This window comes from Streptomyces sp. NPDC002076, assembly GCF_053593835.1.
Genome location: NZ_JBSFDI010000036.1, coordinates 17,508 through 35,133, shown reverse-complemented (window position 1 = coordinate 35,133; position 17,626 = coordinate 17,508). Strand labels below are relative to the sequence as shown.

Below are 17,626 nucleotides of genomic sequence, written 5' to 3'. Positions count from 1 at the left end.
GGTGGACAGGCACCAGCTGGCCACCACGTCCAGCGGCCAGTGATAGCCGTGGCGGACCAGGCCGTACGACACCCCGAGGACCAGCAGCGTGCAGCCGGCCACCAGGAGCCGGCGGGTGACGGCCGACCGGAGCCAGGGGAGCAGCAGCAGGGTCGCGGAGCCGTAGGCGACCGCCGCCGTGGCCGTGTGCCCGGAGGGGAAATAGCCGACGGTCGGGGGCACCACGGGAGTCCCCGGCCGTGCGGTCCAGTCCTTGAGCGGTATGACGATCGCCGGGACCAGCGCCATCGCGACGGCTGCCGCGGCGGGCGGCAGCCACCACCGCGCCGTACCGGCCCTGCGGCCCCGGCCGGCGACGTGGCCGAGCGTGGTGGCGAGGACCAGGCCCGCGACCTGGATGTCGCCCAGATGGGAGAGCAGCCCGGAGAACCGGTCCGGGTGGACGAGGGCCCGGCTGAGCCGGGCGTCCGGGTGCAGCAGCGGGCCGTGGCTGACGACCTGCCAGGTGATCAGGACGAGGAGGACGGCCGGGACACCGAGGAGCAGGCAGCGGCGGGTTGAGGACGACACGGTGCCCAGCTTCGCAGGTCCGCTTCCGTTTCCTGAGCGTGTCACATGGTCCTGCAGGATGAAATTCTGCAGTTTCGTGCCCGTTCTGCTCCGGAGTCACGAGCCCATGTGAAGGGGCCCCGACCACTCGGCAGGAGTGGTCGGGGCCCCTTCGATGTTCACGGACCGGTGTTCACGGAAGAAGGAAGGAGGTCGGCCGCCCCGGAACAGGGGGGGTCGTTCCGAGGCGGCCGTCCGGATCGGAACGTCGCGCGCCCCGGGGGGTTTGGGGCGGCGACCGTCCGATCGGTGAGGAGATCCCGGAGCCGTCAGGCGCCGGTTGTGTGCGCGAGGGCACGACCAGGTCGAAGCTGGGGAGGCCCCGGCCTGAGATCGCCCACAGTCCCCTGTGGGCGGGGTGTATCTCTCATCTGGGTAGAACCTACGGCAGGCCGGGCCGCTTGGGCAGACGGAATCGGCTCCCGCCATCCACCTCGCACACCTTCTTCACACGGCCTGCCGCAGGCACCCCTCAGCGGGGCGGACCAGTCGCTCGGAGGCGCGGCCTCAGATGCGGGCGAAGGCCTGCTCGATGATGTCGAGACCCTCGTTCAGGAGGTCCTCGCCGATCACCAGCGGGGGCAGGAAGCGCAGCACGTTGCCGTAGGTGCCGCAGGTCAGGACCAGCAGACCCTCGGCGTGGCAGGCCTTGGCGAGGGCAGCGGTGGCCTCCGGGTTCGGCTCCTTGGTGGTGCGGTCCTTGACCAGCTCGATGGCGATCATCGCGCCGCGCCCACGCACGTCACCGATGACGTCGAACTTCTCGGCCATGGCGGTGAGGCGACCCTTCATGATCTCCTCGATGCGCTTGGCCTTGCCGTTGAGGTCGAGCTCCTTCATGGTCTCGATGGCGCCGAGCGCACCCGCACAGGCGACGGGGTTACCGCCGTACGTACCACCGAGGCCACCGGCGTGCGCGGCGTCCATGATCTCGGCGCGCCCGGTCACGGCGGCGAGCGGAAGCCCACCGGCGATGCCCTTGGCGGTCGTGATCAGGTCGGGAACGATCCCCTCGTCCTCGCACGCGAACCACTGTCCGGTCCGGCAGAAGCCGCTCTGGATCTCGTCGGCGACGAAGACGATCCCGTTGTCGGCGGCGAACTGCCGGATCGCCGGGAGGAAGCCCTTGGCCGGCTCGATGAAGCCGCCCTCACCGAGCACCGGCTCGATGATGATCGCGGCCACGTTGTCCGGGCCGACCTGCTTGGTGATCTGGTCGATGGCCTGCGCGGCGGCCTCGGGACCGGCGTTCTCCGGCCCGGTCGGCCAGCGGTACGCGTACGCCACCGGCACCCGGTACACCTCGGGCGCGAACGGCCCGAACCCGTGCTTGTACGGCATGTTCTTGGCGGTGAGCGCCATGGTCAGGTTGGTCCGGCCGTGGTACCCGTGGTCGAACACGACCACGGCCTGCCGCTTGGTGTAGGCACGCGCGATCTTGACGGCGTTCTCGACGGCCTCGGCACCGGAGTTGAACAGCGCGGACTTCTTGGCGTGGTCACCGGGCGTCAGCTCGGCGAGCGCCTCCGCGACCTCCACGTACCCCTCGTACGGGGTGACCATGAAACAGGTGTGGGTGAAGTCGGCGAGCTGGGCGCTCGCGCGCCGTACGACGGCCTCGGCGGAGGCACCGACGGAGGTCACGGCGATACCGGACCCGAAGTCGATGAGCCGGTTGCCGTCGACGTCCTCGATGATCCCGCCGCCCGCGCGCTGGGTGAAGACCGGCAGCACGGAGCCCACGCCCTGCGCGACCGCGGCGGTACGGCGGGCCTGCAGCTCCTGCGACTTCGGGCCGGGGATGGCGGTGACGACGCGGCGCTCCTGCGGAAGTGCGGTCATGGGGGCTCCTGATGATCTTGCGTACCGAGCGGTCTGATCTGGTGTCCCGGACAGTCCGGGGCGGTGAGTTTTCGGCCGCTTACCTACTCTTTCTTCGCAGGCTAGGGCCGGGGGTGGGGGGTGGGCATGCTCCATGTGGGCGTTGTCGGTCACCCTGGTTGTCCGTGATGGACATAGCCGCGTGGCCGGGGTACGCGCGGTCGGCGGGTGCTCTCGGCCGCGTAAGCGGTGAACTCCCCTTGCCGGGGCGTTAGATTGCTCGCTGATGGTGGACGGAACGGCTGGTCAGGGGGCAAGGGCGATGGACGGCGACGGCATGCGCGACGCACGCGGCACGCACGCGAATCCTGTACCCCGCCCAGCGGCACCACGCGAGGACAGCGCCGTACCACCCATGCCACCGATGCCACCCAGTGTGCCGCCGACGGCCGCTCAACCGGGGTACGCCCCCGATCCACGGCATCCCCGCTCGCCCCTCGCCGACTGGCTCGACGAGCCGCGCCCGTCCGTCGAGCCCGGTATCTGGCGCTTCGGCTACCGCCGGCCCGCGGCCGCACGCCAGGGACAGCGCCTGGCCCCCGTCACCATCGTCGGCTTCGTCGTCCCCCTGGCCGCGGGACTGCTTCTGTGGTCACTGTGGCGGCACGGCGGCCTCCCCTACCAGTGGACCATCCTCAAGCTGCTCACTCCCGACGACTGGTGGTGGCCCGGCACCACATCACCGAAGGGCTACCAGGGCCACGAGGTCAAGACGGTCGCCGACGGTGTCTTCTTTGCGATCCTCGTCTACGCCATGGCGCGCCTGGGCAGCTGGTCCGACGTCATCCGGCACTTCGTCACCCGGCGCGAACAACCCGCTCGCGCCCTCGTGGCCGCCCTCGGCGCGCTGATCGCGCTGGCCTTCGTCTTCCCGAGCTGGTTCGGCCTCGGCTGGGACGCCCTGCCCGTCCAGGATCCGCTGTTCTCCCTGATCGTCCTGCTCAACGGCGGCGACTACGGCGTGTTCGCGTCGAAGCTGCTCACGGACGGGCTGTACACGCTCATCAGCCTGCTGGTGCTGTGGCCGTTCGCCCGGATCGGCGGCTGGTGGCCCCTCGCGAAGGAGGCGCTCGGCGCGCGGGCGCGGGCCAGGACGGCCGAGGCCGCGGAACCGGCCGTGGACCGGCGGCCGTCGCAGTGGCCGGAACTGCGTGAGGCCGGTCAGCACGGGGCCGCGGACGTGCTGACCGCCGAGGTCGAGGCCGGCCGGATGAACGACGTGGACTGCGCCAGGGTCGGCCACATGTGGACCGTGGCGCGTGCCCGGGCCCGGCTGTCCTCCTTCACCGACACCGTTCTGCGCGAGGGCGCCGCCGCCTGGACCCACCCCTCCGGGGACCGCGACCTGCCCGGCCGGGCCGCCCGGCATGATCTGCTCGCCGGGCAGGTACGCATCGGGCAGTGGGTGGCGGGAGAACGCACCCCGCTCGCCTACGGCGGCGCCGGCGCGGCACTCGCGCCGGACACCCTGGGCACCTCGCTGCTGGCCGTCGGGCCCTCGGGCTCCGGCAAGACACGCCACCTGATCCGGCCCGTCGTGGAGACGCTCGGCCTGCAGGCACTGGCCGGACAGTGCGCCGTCGTGGCTGTGTGCGCGGCCGGCACCCCGCTGGGACCCGACTCGGCCTACGACGTGGTCGTACGCCTCGGCGACCCGGGGTCCGTGCACGACCTCGACCCGTACGCGGAGTCCGACGACCCCGACGAGGCGGCCGCCTTCCTGGCGGAGGGGCTGGCCGGCGACCTGGACACCGTGAGCGGCCAGCGCTCGGTCACCGCGCTCGCCCAGCTCCTCGGCCCCTACCGGGCGGCCTACGGACGCTTTCCGACCCTGCCCGTGCTGCGGGAGCTTCTCGAAGGCGATTCCTCGGCCCTGGCCGCGTTGCGTGACGCGCTCGCCGGGGACGAGCACGCCGTGATGCGCCGCGAACTCGAGGCGCGTGCCCGTCAGTCGGGCAGCGCCGGCGATCCCGGGCCGGTCCTGGCCGACCGGCTCGCCGTACTGGACCGGCCGGCGTTCGCCGAGTTCTTCGGCGGGGACGGCGCAAGCGCCCGGCCGTTCTCGTTGCGCGCCGTCGCCCACCATCCGTTGCGCGTCCGTATCGACCTGCCCGACCGCGGACACGAGGAGGCGTCCCGGATCGTCACCCGGCTGCTCCTCGCTCAGTTCGGCGCCGTGGCCTCGACAGGTGAACGGGCCCACTTCATCTGCCTCGTCCTGGACGATGCCACCGGCGCGGTGACCGCCGAGTCCGTCCGCCGTATCCAGCGCCTGCGCTCCCGCAACGCGGGCGTGGTGCTCGCCCTGCGCACGGTCGGTGATGTCCCCGAGGCGCTGCACGGGCCGCTGTACGCGGCCGTCGGCTGCCATATGGCGTTCTCCGGGGTGACCACATGGGACGGCGGCAGGTTCGCGGACGCCTGGGGCACCCAGTGGGTGGAGACCCGGGACGTGGCCCGGCACACGGTCTTCGCGGACCAGCCGATGACACGCGCCATCCATGCCCTGCGCAAGCTGGTGACCGGCAAGGCGGTGACGACCGAGGCCGTCACCGTCCGGCAGGTGGAACGCGAGCGTTGGTCGGCGTCCGAGTTGGCTCATGGGGTGCCCGCGGGGCATGCGGTGGTGTCGTTGACGAGTGTGCGGGGTGAGCACGCGCCGCCGTTGTTGGTGGATCTGAGGGGGTGAAGCGCGGCGGGGGACCGTTACGGTGAGGCAGAATCGGTGTAGGTCGTTCATACGGATCGGCCAAATGATCCATCCGGATGGACCCCGGTTCCCGTCACCTGAAGGCCCCATGCCCCCCACCCTCGCCTCGCTCGTCCACCACTCCGCGCTGAAGCTGACCGTGCGCGCGGGCGAGGACCGTCTCGACGTGCCCGTCCGCTGGGCCCACGTCAGCGAGCTGGCCGACCCCGTGCCGTACATGGAGGGCGGGGAGCTGCTGCTGATCACCGCGCTCAAGCTGGACGCGGAGGACCCGGAGGCCATGCGGCGGTATGTGAAGCGGCTGGCCGGGGCCGGTGTCGTGGGGCTCGGGTTCGCCGTCGGGGTCAATTACGAGGACATCCCGGCGGCCCTCGTCGACGCCTGCCGGCAGGAGGGGCTGCCGCTGCTGGAGGTCCCCCGCCGCACTCCCTTCCTCGCCATCAGCAAGGCCGTGTCCGCCGCCATCGCCGCCGATCAGTACCGGGCCGTCACGGCGGGGTTCGCCGCCCAGCGCGAGCTGACCAAGCAGGCCCTCAACGCCGGCCCCGAGGGGCTGCTCGGCGCGCTCGCCGCGCAGGTCGACGGATGGGCCGCCCTGTACGACGCCTCCGGCTCCGTCGTCGCCGCCGCGCCCGAGTGGGCCGGGCGGCGCGCCGCCCGGCTGACGGCGGATGTCGAGCGGCTGCGGGAGCGGCCCGCGCCGGCGTCGTCCGTCGTCGGCGGGCCCGAGCACGAGGACCGGGTCGAGCTGCACTCCCTGGGCACCGGACGGCGGCCGCGCGCCGCACTCGCCGTAGGCACCGCCGCGGCCCTCGGCACCGCCGAACGCTACGCCGTGCACTCCGCCATCGCCCTGCTCACCCTCACCACCGAACGCTCCCGGTCCCTGCACGCGGCCGAGCAGCGCATCGGCACGGCGGTGCTGCGCATGCTTCTCGCCGGAGAGCCCGACCACGCCCGGGCCGTGGCCGGGGACCTGTACGGCGGCCTGCTCGACGCGCCGTTCCGGATGATCGTCGCCGAGTCGGTGCCGGGCTCCGCCGCTCGGGCGCACGCCTCCGCACCCGCCGCCGGCCCGGGCGGCGATCCGCTGGGCGGGCTGACGGAGAGCGTGGAGTCGGCCGCCGCGCGCTCCGGCGAGGCCGTGCTGGTCGTGCCCGAGGGGGAGCGGCTGGTGGTGCTCGCCGCCGACGGAGGCGCGGCGGTGGCCGCCTGCACGAGTCACGCGGCGGCGCTGGAGGCCGCGCGGGCGGTGCCCGAGCAGGCCGGGGGTGACGAGGAGGAGCTGGTGGTCGGACTGTCCGCGCCGGCCGGGCCGATCGCCGCCGCGGCCGCCTACAAGCAGGCCGAGCAGGCGTTGTCGGTGGCGCGGCGGCGGGGGCGGGTGCTGGTGGAGCACGAGCAGCTGGCCGCGGGGTCCGTGCTGCCGTTGCTGGCCGACGACGCGGTGAAGGCCTTCGCCGACGGGTTGCTGCGGGCGCTGCACGAGCACGACGCGACGGGGCGGGGGGATCTGGTCGCCTCGCTGCGGGCGTGGCTGTCGCGGCACGGGCAGTGGGACGCCGCCGCCGCGGACCTGGGGGTGCACCGGCATACGCTCCGTTACCGGATGCGGCGGGTCGAGGAGATCCTCGGGCGCTCCCTGGACGATCCCGACGTCCGCATGGAGCTGTGGCTCGCGCTGAAGGCGACCAGCCCCGAGTAGTCGAAACCGATAGTCGAAACAGATCGGCGGCGAGTAGTCCAAACAGTAGTGCGCGGCCCGGCTACTGCTACGACTCGGACAAGCGACCCCCGGCCGGGCCCGCCCTACCGTGGACCACGAAAGCCAAGCACACCTCCAACGCGGAAGGGCCGGGACTCGCAATGACTTCCACCCACGCCTTCTGGCTCGCCGGCCGCCAGGTCACCGGCGAGGACAGCTTCGACGTCACCTCCCCGTGGGACGGCCGGCTCGTCGGCAAGGTCAGCGTGCCGAGCGACGCCCAGGTCGAGGAGGCCGTGGCCGCCGCGTACGCCGTGCGGGACGAGTTCGCCGCCACCCCGGCCCACGTGCGCGCCGCCGCCCTCGACCACGTCAGCAAGCGGCTGGCCGAGCGCACCGAGGAGATCGCCCAGCTGATCTCCGCCGAGAACGGCAAGCCCATCAAGTGGGCCCGGGGCGAGGTCGGCCGTGCCGTCTCCGTGTTCCGGTTCGCCGCCGAGGAGGCCCGGCGGTTCAACGGCGGCGAGGCCCAGCGGCTGGACACCGACGCCGGCGGCCAGGGCCGGCTGGCGCTCACCCGCCGCTTCCCGAAGGGTGTCGTGCTCGGCATCGCGCCGTTCAACTTCCCGCTGAACCTGTGCGCCCACAAGGTCGCCCCGGCGATCGCCGTCGGCGCGCCGATCGTGCTCAAGCCCGCCCCGGCCACCCCGCTCTCCGGCCTGATCCTGGGCGAGCTGCTGGCCGAGACCGACCTGCCGGCCGGTTCCTGGTCGGTCCTGCCGGTGTCCAACGACCGCATGCCCGCGCTAGTCCAGGACGAGCGCCTGCCGGTCATCTCCTTCACCGGTTCCGACAAGGTCGGCTACGCGATCATGGACTCGGTGCCGCGCAAGCACTGCACGCTGGAGCTGGGCGGCAACGGAGCCGCGGTCGTCCTCGGCGACTACGCCTCCGACGCCGACCTGGACTGGGCCGCGACCCGCATCGCGACCTTCTCCAACTACCAGGGCGGCCAGTCCTGCATCTCCGTGCAGCGCGTGATCGCCGACGCGTCGGTGTACGACCGCCTGCTGCCGCGTGTCGTCGCCGCCGTCGAGGCCCAGGTCACCGGTGACCCGTCCGACGCCAAGACGGACGTCGGCCCGCTGGTCAGCGAGGACGCCGCCAAGCGTGTGGAGTCCTGGGTGAAGGAGGCGGTCGAGGCCGGCGCCACGCTGCACACCGGCGGCGACCGCGACGGCGCCTCGTACGCGCCGACCGTCCTCACCGACGTACCGGCGGACGTCACCCTCGCCTGCGAGGAGGTCTTCGGGCCCGTCCTCACCGTGCAGAAGGTGGACGGCGAGGCGGCGGCCTTCGCCGCGGTCAACAACTCCAAGTACGGCCTCCAGGCGGGCGTGTTCACCCACGACCTGCAGGTCGCCTTCCGCGCCCACCGCGCCCTGGAGGTCGGCGGCGTGGTGATCGGCGACGTCCCGTCCTACCGCGCCGACCAGATGCCGTACGGCGGCGCCAAGCAGTCCGGCGTGGGCCGCGAAGGCGTGCGGTTCGCGATGGAGGACTACACCTACGAGCGCGTGCTGGTCCTGACCGGCCTCGCGCTCTGACCTGCCACGGACAGGTCGGAAACAGAACGGCCGGTGCCCACTGTGCGGGGGCACCGGCCGTTCACGTTTCCCGCCCCTTGTTTCCTGCCCCTGTTTCCTGTCCCCTGGTAAAGGATTCGGCATCGGCGGTTCAAGAGTCCTGCCCTGAGTCTTGTTCTGTCCATGACTCACCCGATGTGATGCGCCTGACCACTTCGTCCTGCTCAGGCTCGTCCTGTCCAGGACGTCTCCGGATCACTCAGGGGACCACATGCACATAGCCCGAACCGGGCGCGGCCTCGCGGCGTCCGCCGCCACCGCCGCACTCGTCGCCGCAGGACTGGCGACCCTTTCCTCGGCCGGCACCACCACCGCCGCGCCCGCCGGCGTACCGCACACCTTCGCGCAGCCGGCCATCACGGGGCACACCCTGGTCCACGGCGTGGCCAGCCCCCTGCCCATCGCCCAGTGCCAGGCGAAATGGCACATCAACTGCTACAACCCGCTCCAGTACAGGACGGCGTACGACCTCAACCCGCTGTACAAGAAGGGCATCACCGGCAAGGGGCGGACGATCGTCATCGTCGACTCCTTCGGGTCCCCCACCGTCCAGCACGACCTGGACGTCTACAGCAAGCAGTTCGGGCTGCCCAGCACCAAGGTCAAGGTCGTCAAGTGGGGCAACGTCCCGAAGTTCGACCCCAAGAACTCCGACATGACGGGCTGGGCCGGCGAGACCACGCTGGACGTCGAGATGGCGCACGCCGTGGCGCCCGGCGCGAAGATCGTCCTGGTGGAGACGGCGGTCTCCGAGACCGAGGGCACCACCGGTCTGCCGGAGATGATGTCCGCCGAGAAGTCCCTGATCGACCACGGGGTCGGCGACGTCATCAGCCAGAGCTTCGGTGCCACGGAGAACACCTTCCCGGGCTTCGACAAGGGCGACTTCTCCAGCATCAAGAAGCTCCGGTACGCCTTCGAGGCGGCGCAGCGCAAGCACGTGACCGTGCTCGCCTCCTCCGGTGACGGCGGCGCCACCGACCTGAAGACGGACGGCAAGACGTACTACAACAAGCGCGTCAACTCCTGGCCGTCGTCCGACCCGCTGGTCACCTCCATCGGCGGCACCCAGCTCCACCTGAACGACAAGGGCGAGCGCGTCAAGCCGGACAGCGTCTACAACGACTACGGCTCGGGTGGCGGCGGCCAGTCCCACGTGTTCACCCGCCCGGCCTTCCAGGACGGGGTGAAGAACATCGTCGGCACCCGCCGCGGCACCCCGGACATCTCGATGGCCGCCGCGGTCAACGGCGGTGCCTGGGTGTACTCCAGCTACGACCCGACCGCCACCGGCTGGGACGTCTCCGGCGGCACCAGCGAGGCCAGCCCGCTGTTCTCGGGCATCGTCGCGCTCGCCGACCAGGCGGCCGGCCACCGCGTGGGCGACATCAACCCGGCCCTCTACACCCTGCTGAAGCACAAGAACCCGGGCATCGTCGACGTCAACGACGGCACCGACAACAGCTACCAGGGCGTCAAGGGCTACAAGGCCGTCAACGGCTACGACATGGCCACCGGCGTGGGCACGCTGGACGCCCTGCGCCTGGTGCAGGCTTTCGCCGCCAAGCACTGACGGAAGCCGTCTCCACCGAGGCTGAACGTCCTGCAGAAGGGGCCCGGCACCGCTGCCTTTCGGTGCCGGGCCCCTTCCCGTCGTCGGTCTCCTCCGGACCCTCAACCGGAGAAACCGACGTGCGCGAGCCGCAGCGGGCCGCGCAGTCCGAGGCGGACGTCGTGCACACCGCCGGCGGCGAGGCCGGCGCCCAGGGTGGTGTAGTCGTAGACGCCGGCGGTGGGGGTGGCCGGCGCCAGGGTGGCCGGCACCGGGCCGCCGTCCAGGGACACCTCCAGTACGCCCTCGCCCGCCACCTGCGCCGTCACCTGGCTCACCCCAGCACCGAAGTCGCAGGCGCGGTAGACCAGTTCGGCCGTTTTGCCGTGCGCCGGTGTCACCGCGTCGCCCGCCGTCCTGGTCCGGTCCACGAGCGCGATGCCGGACTGCTCGTCGAAGTCGGCCGCCGCCAGACCGCGTTGCACGACCGGGCGCGGGGCCGGGCGCGTGCCGTCGAGGTGCACGCTCGTGCGCAGCCGGATGTCTCGCTGGACGCGCCGAGCAACAGGTCGTACGGCCCGCCCTCCAGCCGTCGGCAGCCCTGCGCCACGTCCCGGAACTCCAAGGTACTCAGCGGGACTTCGAAGGAGACCGGGGCCGACTCGCCGGGGGCGAGGGTGAGCCGGCGGTGGGCCAGTAGCTCACGGCGCGGCCGGACCACCGACGGGTCCACGGCCCGGCCGTAGAGCTGCACCACCTCGTCCGCCGCCCGGTCCCCGGTGTTCGTCACCGCGCACGAGACGCGCACCGAGCCGTCCTCGATGCGGGCCGTGAGGTCGGCGTAGCCGAAGGACGCGTGGGTGCCCCGGACGCACCGGAGCACGGGATGGTGCGGTCAGGAGGCGGCCGGTGCCGGTCCCGAACTCGCCCGTACCGTCAGCTCGGGCGCGAGCAGCACGACCTCGTCGCCGCCCCGTCCGTCCAGCTTGGCCACCAGATGCTCGACCGCGTACCGGCCCATCTCCTGCGCCGGGATGGCGACCGAGGTCAGTCGCACCGAGGCCTGCACGGCGACCTGGTCCGGGCAGATCGCGACCACGGACACGTCCTCCGGCACGGCCCGGCCCTGCTGGCGCAGCAGCGCGAGCAGCGGCTCCACCGCCGACTCGTTCTGCACCACGAACCCGGTCGTCGCCGGGCGCTCGTCGAGGATCCGGGCCAGCGTCACGGCCATCGCGTCATAGCCGCCGTCGCACGGGCGGTGCAGCAGCCGTACGCCCGCCTCGCGGGCCCGGGAACGCAGTCCGTCCAGGGTGCGCTCGGCGAAACCGGTGTGCCGCTCGTAGACGGCCGGGGCCTCGCCTATGACAGCGATGTCACGGTGGCCGAGTCCCGCCAGGTGCTCCACGCACAGCGCGCCGGTCGCCGTCCAGTCCAGGTCCACGCAGGTCAGACGTGCAGTGTCGGCGGGCAGCCCGATCAGCACCGAGGGCTGGTCGGTCCGCCTCAGCAGCGGCAGCCGCTCGTCCTCCAGCTCGACGTCCATCAGGATCATCGCGTCGGCGAGACCGCTGCCGGTCACCCGGCGCACCGCGTCGGGGCCCTCCTCTCCGGTGAGCAGCAGGACGTCGTAACCGTGCATGCGGGCCGTGGTGGCCACCGCGATGGCGATCTCCATCATCACCGGCACATACATGTCGGTGCGCAGCGGGATCATCAGCGCGATGATGTTCGACCGCTTGCCGGCCAGGGCGCGGGCGCCGGCGTTCGGGTGGTAGCCCAGCTCCCGGATGCTCTGCTCGACCCGCTGCCGGGTGGTCGCGGAGATGGACCGCTTGCCGCTGAGGACATAGCTCACCGTGCTCGCCGAGACTCCGGCGTGCTGGGCGACCTCGGCGAGGGTGACCATCCGTGCTCCAAGCTGTGTGAAGCGCTTCGACTACCGCGCGTTGCCGACCGGGGGTGAGTGAGGGTGAGATTGACACTAGACTCAGCCGGGGCGGGGTGTCCAGAGGCTATCGAAGCGCTTCGACACCTTTTCCCGGGCGGCGCAAAGGAGCGCGCCTCGGAGCACCAGTACACACCCGCGTGACGGGTCCCCGGCCGGGCTTTCGGCCGGATGGACGCGCGAGGGGTGGTGGGGTCGGCCCGTTTCGGGTACCAACGATCCAGTAGCACTGGTCGGTAACGAACGGTCCAAATCGTCCCTCTTCGCGGCGAGGTGAGCCTCAATGTCCGCCCCCACCAAGTCACGCACCACCGTCACCGAGCGCGAGGCACGCCGGGTGGCGGAGGCCGCCCGGCAGCAGGACTGGCACAAGCCCAGCTTCGCCAAGGAACTGTTCCTCGGGCGCTTCCGGCTCGACCTCATCCACCCCCATCCGCTCCCGGACCCCGAGAGCGTCCGGCGCGGCGAGGAGTTCCTCGCCAAGCTCCGCGCGTTCTGCGAGTCCACGATCGACTCCGCCCGCATCGAGCGCGAGGCCCGCATCCCCGACGAGGTCGTCACCGGCCTCAAGGAACTCGGCGCCCTCGGCATGAAGATCGACCCCAAGTACGGCGGTCTCGGCCTCACCCAGCTCTACTACAACAAGGCCCTCGCCCTGGTCGGCTCCGCGAGCCCCGCCGTCGGCGCCCTGCTCTCCGCCCACCAGTCGATCGGCGTACCCCAGCCGCTGAAGATCTTCGGCACCCAGGAGCAGAAGGACGCCTTCCTGCCCCGCTGCGCCCGCACCGACATCTCCGCCTTCCTCCTCACCGAGCCGGACGTCGGCTCCGACCCCGCCCGCCTCGCCACCACGGCCGTACCCGACGGCGACGACTACGTACTCGACGGAGTGAAACTGTGGACCACCAACGGGGTGGTCGCCGACCTGCTCGTCGTCATGGCACGCGTGCCGAAGTCCGAGGGGCACAAGGGCGGCATCACCGCGTTCGTCGTGGAGGCGACCGCGGAGGGCATCACCGTCGAGAACCGCAACGCCTTCATGGGCCTGCGCGGCATCGAGAACGGCGTCACCCGCTTCCACCAGGTCCGGGTCCCGGCCGCCAACCGGATCGGCCCGGAGGGCGCGGGCCTGAAGATCGCGCTCACCACCCTCAACACCGGTCGGCTCTCACTGCCGGCGATGTGCGCGGGTGCCGGCAAGTGGTGCCTGAAGATCGCCCGCGAATGGTCGGCGGAGCGCGAGCAGTGGGGCAAGCCGGTCGCACTGCACGAGGCCGTCGGCGCCAAGATCAGCTTCATCGCGGCGACGACCTTCGCCCTGGAAGCCGTACTCGACCTGTCCTCCCAGATGGCCGACGAGGACCGCAACGACATCCGCATCGAGGCCGCCCTCGCCAAGCTCTACGGCTCCGAGATGGCCTGGAAGATGGCCGACGAACTGGTCCAGATCCGCGGCGGCCGCGGCTACGAGACCGCCGAGTCGCTGCAGGCGCGCGGCGAGCGCGGCGTCCCGGCCGAGCAGATCCTGCGCGACCTGCGCATCAACCGCATCTTCGAGGGCTCCACGGAGATCATGCACCTGCTGATCGCCCGCGAGGCCGTCGACGCCCACCTCTCCGTCGCCGGTGACCTCATCGACCCCGACAAGTCCCTGACCGACAAAGCGAAAGCGGGCGCCAACGCCAGCGTCTTCTACGCCAAGTGGCTGCCCAAACTGGTCGCCGGACCCGGACAACTCCCCACGTCCTACGGCAGGTTCAAGCACGGCATCGACCTGTCCGGGCATCTGCGCTATGTCGAGCGCACCGCCCGCAAACTGGCCCGCTCCACCTTCTACGCCATGTCCCGCTGGCAGGGCCGGATGGAGACCAAGCAGGGCTTCCTCGGGCGGATCGTGGACATCGGCGCCGAACTGTTCGCGATGAGCGCGGCCTGCGTCCGGGCCGAGCTGCTGCGCAGCCGGGGCGAACACGGCCGCGAGGCCTACCAGTTGGCCGACGCCTTCTGCCGCCAGTCCCGCATCCGCGTCGAGGAACTCTTCGACCGGCTGTGGACCAACACCGACGCCCTCGACCGCAAGGTGGTCAAGGGCGTGCTCGCCGGGTCCTACACCTGGCTGGAGGAAGGCGTCGTCGACCCGTCCGGAGACGGCCCGTGGATCGCCGACGCGACCCCCGGAGCGTCCAAGCGGGAGAGCGAGCGCCGCCCCTTCGGGGACTGAGCCGCCCTCCCGCCTGCCGACCGGGCGCCTGGGGCCGGTCAGTTGCCCCAGGTGCCCTGGTCCACGGCACACGTCCAACCCGAGCCGTGCAGGGTGAACTTCACCTTGTAGGTGTGGGTGTTGAGCAGATGCGTCTGCACCTTCACCCCGAGACTCGCCTTCGTGTTGAGCGTGCCCGTGTAGACGGTCACCGTCGTCGACGTCTTGTGCGTGACCTTGCCACCCGTGGCCCTGGCCGAGCCGAAACGGATGTTCTTCACGTCCGTGACCGTGAAGCTGACCTTCTTGAAGCTCTTCGTCGTGCTCTTGTTCTTGATGCCGAAGTACAACCCCCCGTTGGTCACCCAGCCCTGCGAGTTGATGTAGAAGCTGCTCGGATAGACCAGGTCGACCGGGCAACCGGAACTCTGCGGCGTCTGCGGGGCGGCCGACGCCGCTCCGGCCAGACCGAGTTGAGCAGCGGTCAGCATTCCGGCAGTGGCCAGGACGGCCGCGGTCGCGCGCATGCGATTCATGATGGTGGTACTCCCCCTTTTTCGCCCTCCAAGACGGGCTGCACCGGAAGGATGCCATCGACGGCCACCGCGTGCGCGTGATTTCCCATGGTTGCGTCCCAATGGGTTGATCCCGACCGGACGGACCCCGATCTTCACGGTGACCACAGAACAGGAGAACCATCGCAAACAGTGACGAAGAGTACGGACACACCCGCGCGAGGGACGCCGTGTCCGTGCCGTCACCGGTTGGGGCAACAATGGGGGGATGACCGACAGCCCCGCCCATCCGGCACCCCTCGCCGATCCCCACCTCGTCTACGACCCCCTCGCGGGCGACAGCCCCAAGGACGTGGTGATCCTCGGCTCCACCGGATCCATCGGCACCCAGGCCATCGACCTCGTGCTGCGCCACCCCGACCGGTTCCGGGTCACCGCCCTGTCCGCGAACGGCGGCCGCATCGCCCTCCTCGCCGAGCAGGCCCGCCGACTGCGCGTGCGGACCGTCGCCGTCGCCCGCGAGGACGTCGTACCCGCCCTGCGCGAGGCGCTCGCCGCCGAGTACGGCCCCGGAGAGCCGCTCCCCGAGATCCTCGCCGGACCGGACGCGGCCACCCAGATCGCCGCCTCCGACTGCCACACCGTGCTGAACGGCATCACCGGCTCCATCGGCCTCGCGCCCACCCTCGCCGCCCTGGAGGCCGGCCGCACCCTGGCGCTCGCCAACAAGGAGTCCCTGATCGTCGGCGGACCGCTGGTCAAGGCGCTCGCCAAGCCCGGCCAGATCATCCCGGTCGACTCCGAGCACGCCGCCCTCTTCCAGGCGCTGGCCGCCGGGACGCGGGCCGACGTACGCAAGCTGGTCGTCACGGCGTCCGGAGGGCCCTTCCGCGGCCGTACGAAGGCCGACCTGGCCCAGGTGACCGTCGAGGACGCCCTCGCCCACCCGACCTGGGCGATGGGCCCCGTGATCACGATCAACTCCGCGACCCTCGTCAACAAGGGCCTGGAGGTCATCGAGGCACACCTCCTCTACGACATTCCCTTCGACCGCATTGAGGTGGTCGTGCATCCCCAGTCGTATGTCCACTCGATGGTCGAGTTCACCGACGGATCCACGATCGCCCAGGCGACGCCCCCCGACATGCGCGGGCCCATCGCCATCGGTCTGGGCTGGCCCGAACGCGTCCCCGACGCGGCGCCCGCCTTCGACTGGAGCAAGGCCTCCACCTGGGAGTTCTTCCCACTGGACAACGAGGCCTTCCCCTCGGTGAACCTCGCCCGGCACGTGGGGCAGCTCGCGGGCACGGCCCCCGCGGTGTTCAATGCGGCCAACGAGGAGTGCGTCGAGGCCTTCCGCAACGGCGCACTGCCCTTCAACGGCATCATGGAGACCGTCACCCGGGTGGTCGAGGAGCACGGCACCCCGGCCGCGGGAACTTCACTCACCGTGTCGGACGTCCTCGAAGCGGAGGCCTGGGCCCGCGCCCGGGCCCGCGAACTCACAGCCACGACGGCGACCGCGGAGGCGCGTGCATGACGACCTTGATGTTCATCCTCGGCATACTGGTCTTCGCGGTCGGCCTGCTCGTCTCGATCGCGTGGCACGAGCTGGGGCACCTGTCCACGGCCAAGCTCTTCGGCATCCGCGTGCCGCAGTACATGGTCGGCTTCGGCCCGACCATCTGGTCGCGGAAGAAGGGCGAGACCGAGTACGGCATCAAGGCGGTCCCGCTCGGCGGCTACATCCGCATGATCGGCATGTTCCCGCCCGACGACCAGGGCCGCGTCTCCGCCCGCTCCACCTCCCCGTGGCGCGGCATGATCGAGGACGCCCGCTCGGCGGCCTTCGAGGAGCTCCAGCCCGGCGACGAGACCCGCATGTTCTACACGCGCAAGCCCTGGAAGCGCGTGATCGTCATGTTCGCGGGCCCGTTCATGAACCTGATCCTCGCGATCGCCCTGTTCTTCACGGTCCTGATGGGCTTCGGCATCCAGCAGCAGACCACCACCGTCGCCTCCGTCTCGCCCTGCGTCATCGCCCAGAGCGAGAACCGCGACAGCTGCAAGAAGTCCGACCCGGCGTCCCCGGCCGAGGCCGCCGGCATGAAGAAGCGCGACAAGATCGTCTCCTTCGACGGCAAGCCGACCCAGGACTGGAACACCCTCTCGGACCTGATCCGGGACAGCGCCGGCAAGACCGTCCCGATCGTCGTCCAGCGCGACGGCAAGCAGCTCACCCTGCACGCCAGGATCGCCACCAACCTGGTCGCCAAGAAGGACTCCAGCGGCCAGTACGTCCAGGGCAAGTACGTCAAGGCCGGCTTCCTCGGCTTCAGCGCCGCCACCGGCGTCGTCCACCAGGACCTCGGTCAGTCCGTGACCTGGATGACCGACCGGGTCGGCGACGCCGTCGACTCCCTCGCCGCCCTGCCCGCCAAGATCCCGGCCCTGTGGGACGCCGCCCTCGGCAACGCCCCGCGCCAGCCGGACTCCCCGGTCGGCATCATCGGCGCGGCCCGCATCACCGGCGACATCGCCACCCTGAACATCCCCGCCTCCCAGCAGGTGGCGATGTTCGTGATGCTGCTCGCCGGCTTCAACCTCTCCCTGTTCCTGTTCAACATGCTCCCGCTGCTCCCGCTCGACGGCGGCCACATCGCGGGCGCCCTGTGGGAGGCCCTGCGGCGCAACGTCGCCCGGGTACTGCGCCGCCCGGACCCCGGTCCGTTCGACGTGGCGAAGCTGATGCCGGTGGCGTATGTGGTGGCGGGGATCTTTGTTTGCTTCACGGTCCTCGTCCTGATTGCGGATGTCGTTAACCCGATCAAGATCAGTTAAGAATCGGTCGATTTCTGTC

Annotated in this window: 10 protein-coding genes and 3 pseudogenes; 7 read left to right on the top strand and 6 right to left on the bottom strand. The window is 71.1% G+C overall.

All coding sequences use genetic code 11. The annotated features are described in order from the left end of the window. Window positions 1-21 precede the first annotated feature (21 nt). The 3 genes and pseudogenes from ACWCQS_RS42785 to gabT form a co-directional block, all read right to left on the bottom strand. A pseudogene (locus ACWCQS_RS42785) lies at window positions 22-288 on the bottom strand (phosphatase PAP2 family protein); the annotation flags it as partial. Between the two features lie 469 nt (window positions 289-757). Beyond that, window positions 758-980 (bottom strand): annotated as a pseudogene (locus ACWCQS_RS42780) (phosphatase PAP2 family protein); the annotation flags it as partial. A 136-nt stretch (window positions 981-1,116) separates the two neighbouring features. Further along, window positions 1,117-2,451: a 4-aminobutyrate--2-oxoglutarate transaminase gene (gene gabT, locus ACWCQS_RS42775; protein WP_388627882.1), complete on the bottom strand. Its 1,335-nt coding sequence runs from the start codon at window positions 2,449-2,451 to the stop codon at window positions 1,117-1,119. Window positions 2,452-2,752: 301 nt separating this feature from the next. Between gabT and ACWCQS_RS42770 the strand changes: the two genes are divergently transcribed. The 4 genes from ACWCQS_RS42770 to ACWCQS_RS42755 all read left to right on the top strand — a co-directional run bounded on the left by ACWCQS_RS42770 (window position 2,753) and on the right by ACWCQS_RS42755 (window position 10,124). Further along, a complete protein-coding gene (locus ACWCQS_RS42770) occupies window positions 2,753-5,179 on the top strand; it encodes an ATP/GTP-binding protein (RefSeq protein WP_451009530.1) in 2,427 nt (808 codons plus the stop codon). A 109-nt stretch (window positions 5,180-5,288) separates the two neighbouring features. Next, the gene (locus ACWCQS_RS42765) at window positions 5,289-6,905 is read left to right on the top strand and encodes a PucR family transcriptional regulator (protein WP_451009529.1); all 1,617 of its coding nucleotides are present in this window, start codon (window positions 5,289-5,291) and stop codon (window positions 6,903-6,905) included. A gap of 161 nt (window positions 6,906-7,066) precedes the next feature. Further along, window positions 7,067-8,512, top strand: a complete 1,446-nt coding sequence (locus tag ACWCQS_RS42760; RefSeq protein WP_451009528.1) for an aldehyde dehydrogenase family protein — start codon at window positions 7,067-7,069, stop codon at window positions 8,510-8,512. 250 nt (window positions 8,513-8,762) lie between these two features. Next, the gene (locus tag ACWCQS_RS42755; protein WP_451009527.1) at window positions 8,763-10,124 is read left to right on the top strand and encodes a S53 family peptidase; all 1,362 of its coding nucleotides are present in this window, start codon (window positions 8,763-8,765) and stop codon (window positions 10,122-10,124) included. A gap of 101 nt (window positions 10,125-10,225) precedes the next feature. On the opposite strand, the pseudogene ACWCQS_RS42750 reads toward ACWCQS_RS42755, so the two are convergent. Both ACWCQS_RS42750 and ACWCQS_RS42745 read right to left on the bottom strand, forming a co-directional pair. Then, window positions 10,226-10,965: pseudogene (locus ACWCQS_RS42750) on the bottom strand (fibronectin type III-like domain-contianing protein); the annotation flags it as partial. A 33-nt stretch (window positions 10,966-10,998) separates the two neighbouring features. Beyond that, entirely contained in the window at window positions 10,999-12,012 is a 1,014-nt protein-coding gene (locus tag ACWCQS_RS42745) for a LacI family DNA-binding transcriptional regulator (RefSeq protein ID WP_451009526.1), read from the bottom strand. Window positions 12,013-12,334: 322 nt separating this feature from the next. On the opposite strand from ACWCQS_RS42745, the gene ACWCQS_RS42740 reads away from it, so the two are divergent. Continuing rightward, window positions 12,335-14,272, top strand: a complete 1,938-nt coding sequence (locus ACWCQS_RS42740) for an acyl-CoA dehydrogenase family protein (RefSeq protein ID WP_451009525.1) — start codon at window positions 12,335-12,337, stop codon at window positions 14,270-14,272. Window positions 14,273-14,310: 38 nt separating this feature from the next. Here the strand turns inward: ACWCQS_RS42740 and ACWCQS_RS42735 are convergent, their stop codons facing one another. Next, complete coding sequence (locus ACWCQS_RS42735; protein ID WP_451009524.1) at window positions 14,311-14,778, bottom strand: hypothetical protein; 468 nt, start codon at window positions 14,776-14,778, stop codon at window positions 14,311-14,313. Between the two features lie 256 nt (window positions 14,779-15,034). Here ACWCQS_RS42735 and dxr point away from each other — a divergent pair, with 256 nt between their 5' ends. Next, window positions 15,035-16,306 (top strand): 1-deoxy-D-xylulose-5-phosphate reductoisomerase, encoded by a 1,272-nt coding sequence (dxr, locus tag ACWCQS_RS42730; RefSeq protein ID WP_451009523.1) that lies wholly within the window; start codon window positions 15,035-15,037, stop codon window positions 16,304-16,306. After that, window positions 16,303-17,607, top strand: a complete 1,305-nt coding sequence (locus ACWCQS_RS42725) for a M50 family metallopeptidase (RefSeq protein WP_451009522.1) — start codon at window positions 16,303-16,305, stop codon at window positions 17,605-17,607. The genes dxr and ACWCQS_RS42725 overlap by 4 nt, the downstream gene beginning before the upstream one ends. Window positions 17,608-17,626 lie beyond the last annotated feature (19 nt).

Coding starts and splice junctions, on each gene's coding strand:
- ACWCQS_RS42745 (WP_451009526.1), bottom strand. CDS start 12,012: ATGGTCACCCTCGCCGAGGTCGCCCAGCACGCCGGAGTCTCGGCGAGC.
- ACWCQS_RS42765 (WP_451009529.1), top strand. CDS start 5,289: ATGCCCCCCACCCTCGCCTCGCTCGTCCACCACTCCGCGCTGAAGCTG.
- ACWCQS_RS42760 (WP_451009528.1), top strand. CDS start 7,067: ATGACTTCCACCCACGCCTTCTGGCTCGCCGGCCGCCAGGTCACCGGC.
- ACWCQS_RS42735 (WP_451009524.1), bottom strand. CDS start 14,778: ATGCGCGCGACCGCGGCCGTCCTGGCCACTGCCGGAATGCTGACCGCT.
- ACWCQS_RS42725 (WP_451009522.1), top strand. CDS start 16,303: ATGACGACCTTGATGTTCATCCTCGGCATACTGGTCTTCGCGGTCGGC.
- dxr (WP_451009523.1), top strand. CDS start 15,035: ATGACCGACAGCCCCGCCCATCCGGCACCCCTCGCCGATCCCCACCTC.
- ACWCQS_RS42740 (WP_451009525.1), top strand. CDS start 12,335: ATGTCCGCCCCCACCAAGTCACGCACCACCGTCACCGAGCGCGAGGCA.
- gabT (WP_388627882.1), bottom strand. CDS start 2,451: ATGACCGCACTTCCGCAGGAGCGCCGCGTCGTCACCGCCATCCCCGGC.
- ACWCQS_RS42755 (WP_451009527.1), top strand. CDS start 8,763: ATGCACATAGCCCGAACCGGGCGCGGCCTCGCGGCGTCCGCCGCCACC.
- ACWCQS_RS42770 (WP_451009530.1), top strand. CDS start 2,753: ATGGACGGCGACGGCATGCGCGACGCACGCGGCACGCACGCGAATCCT.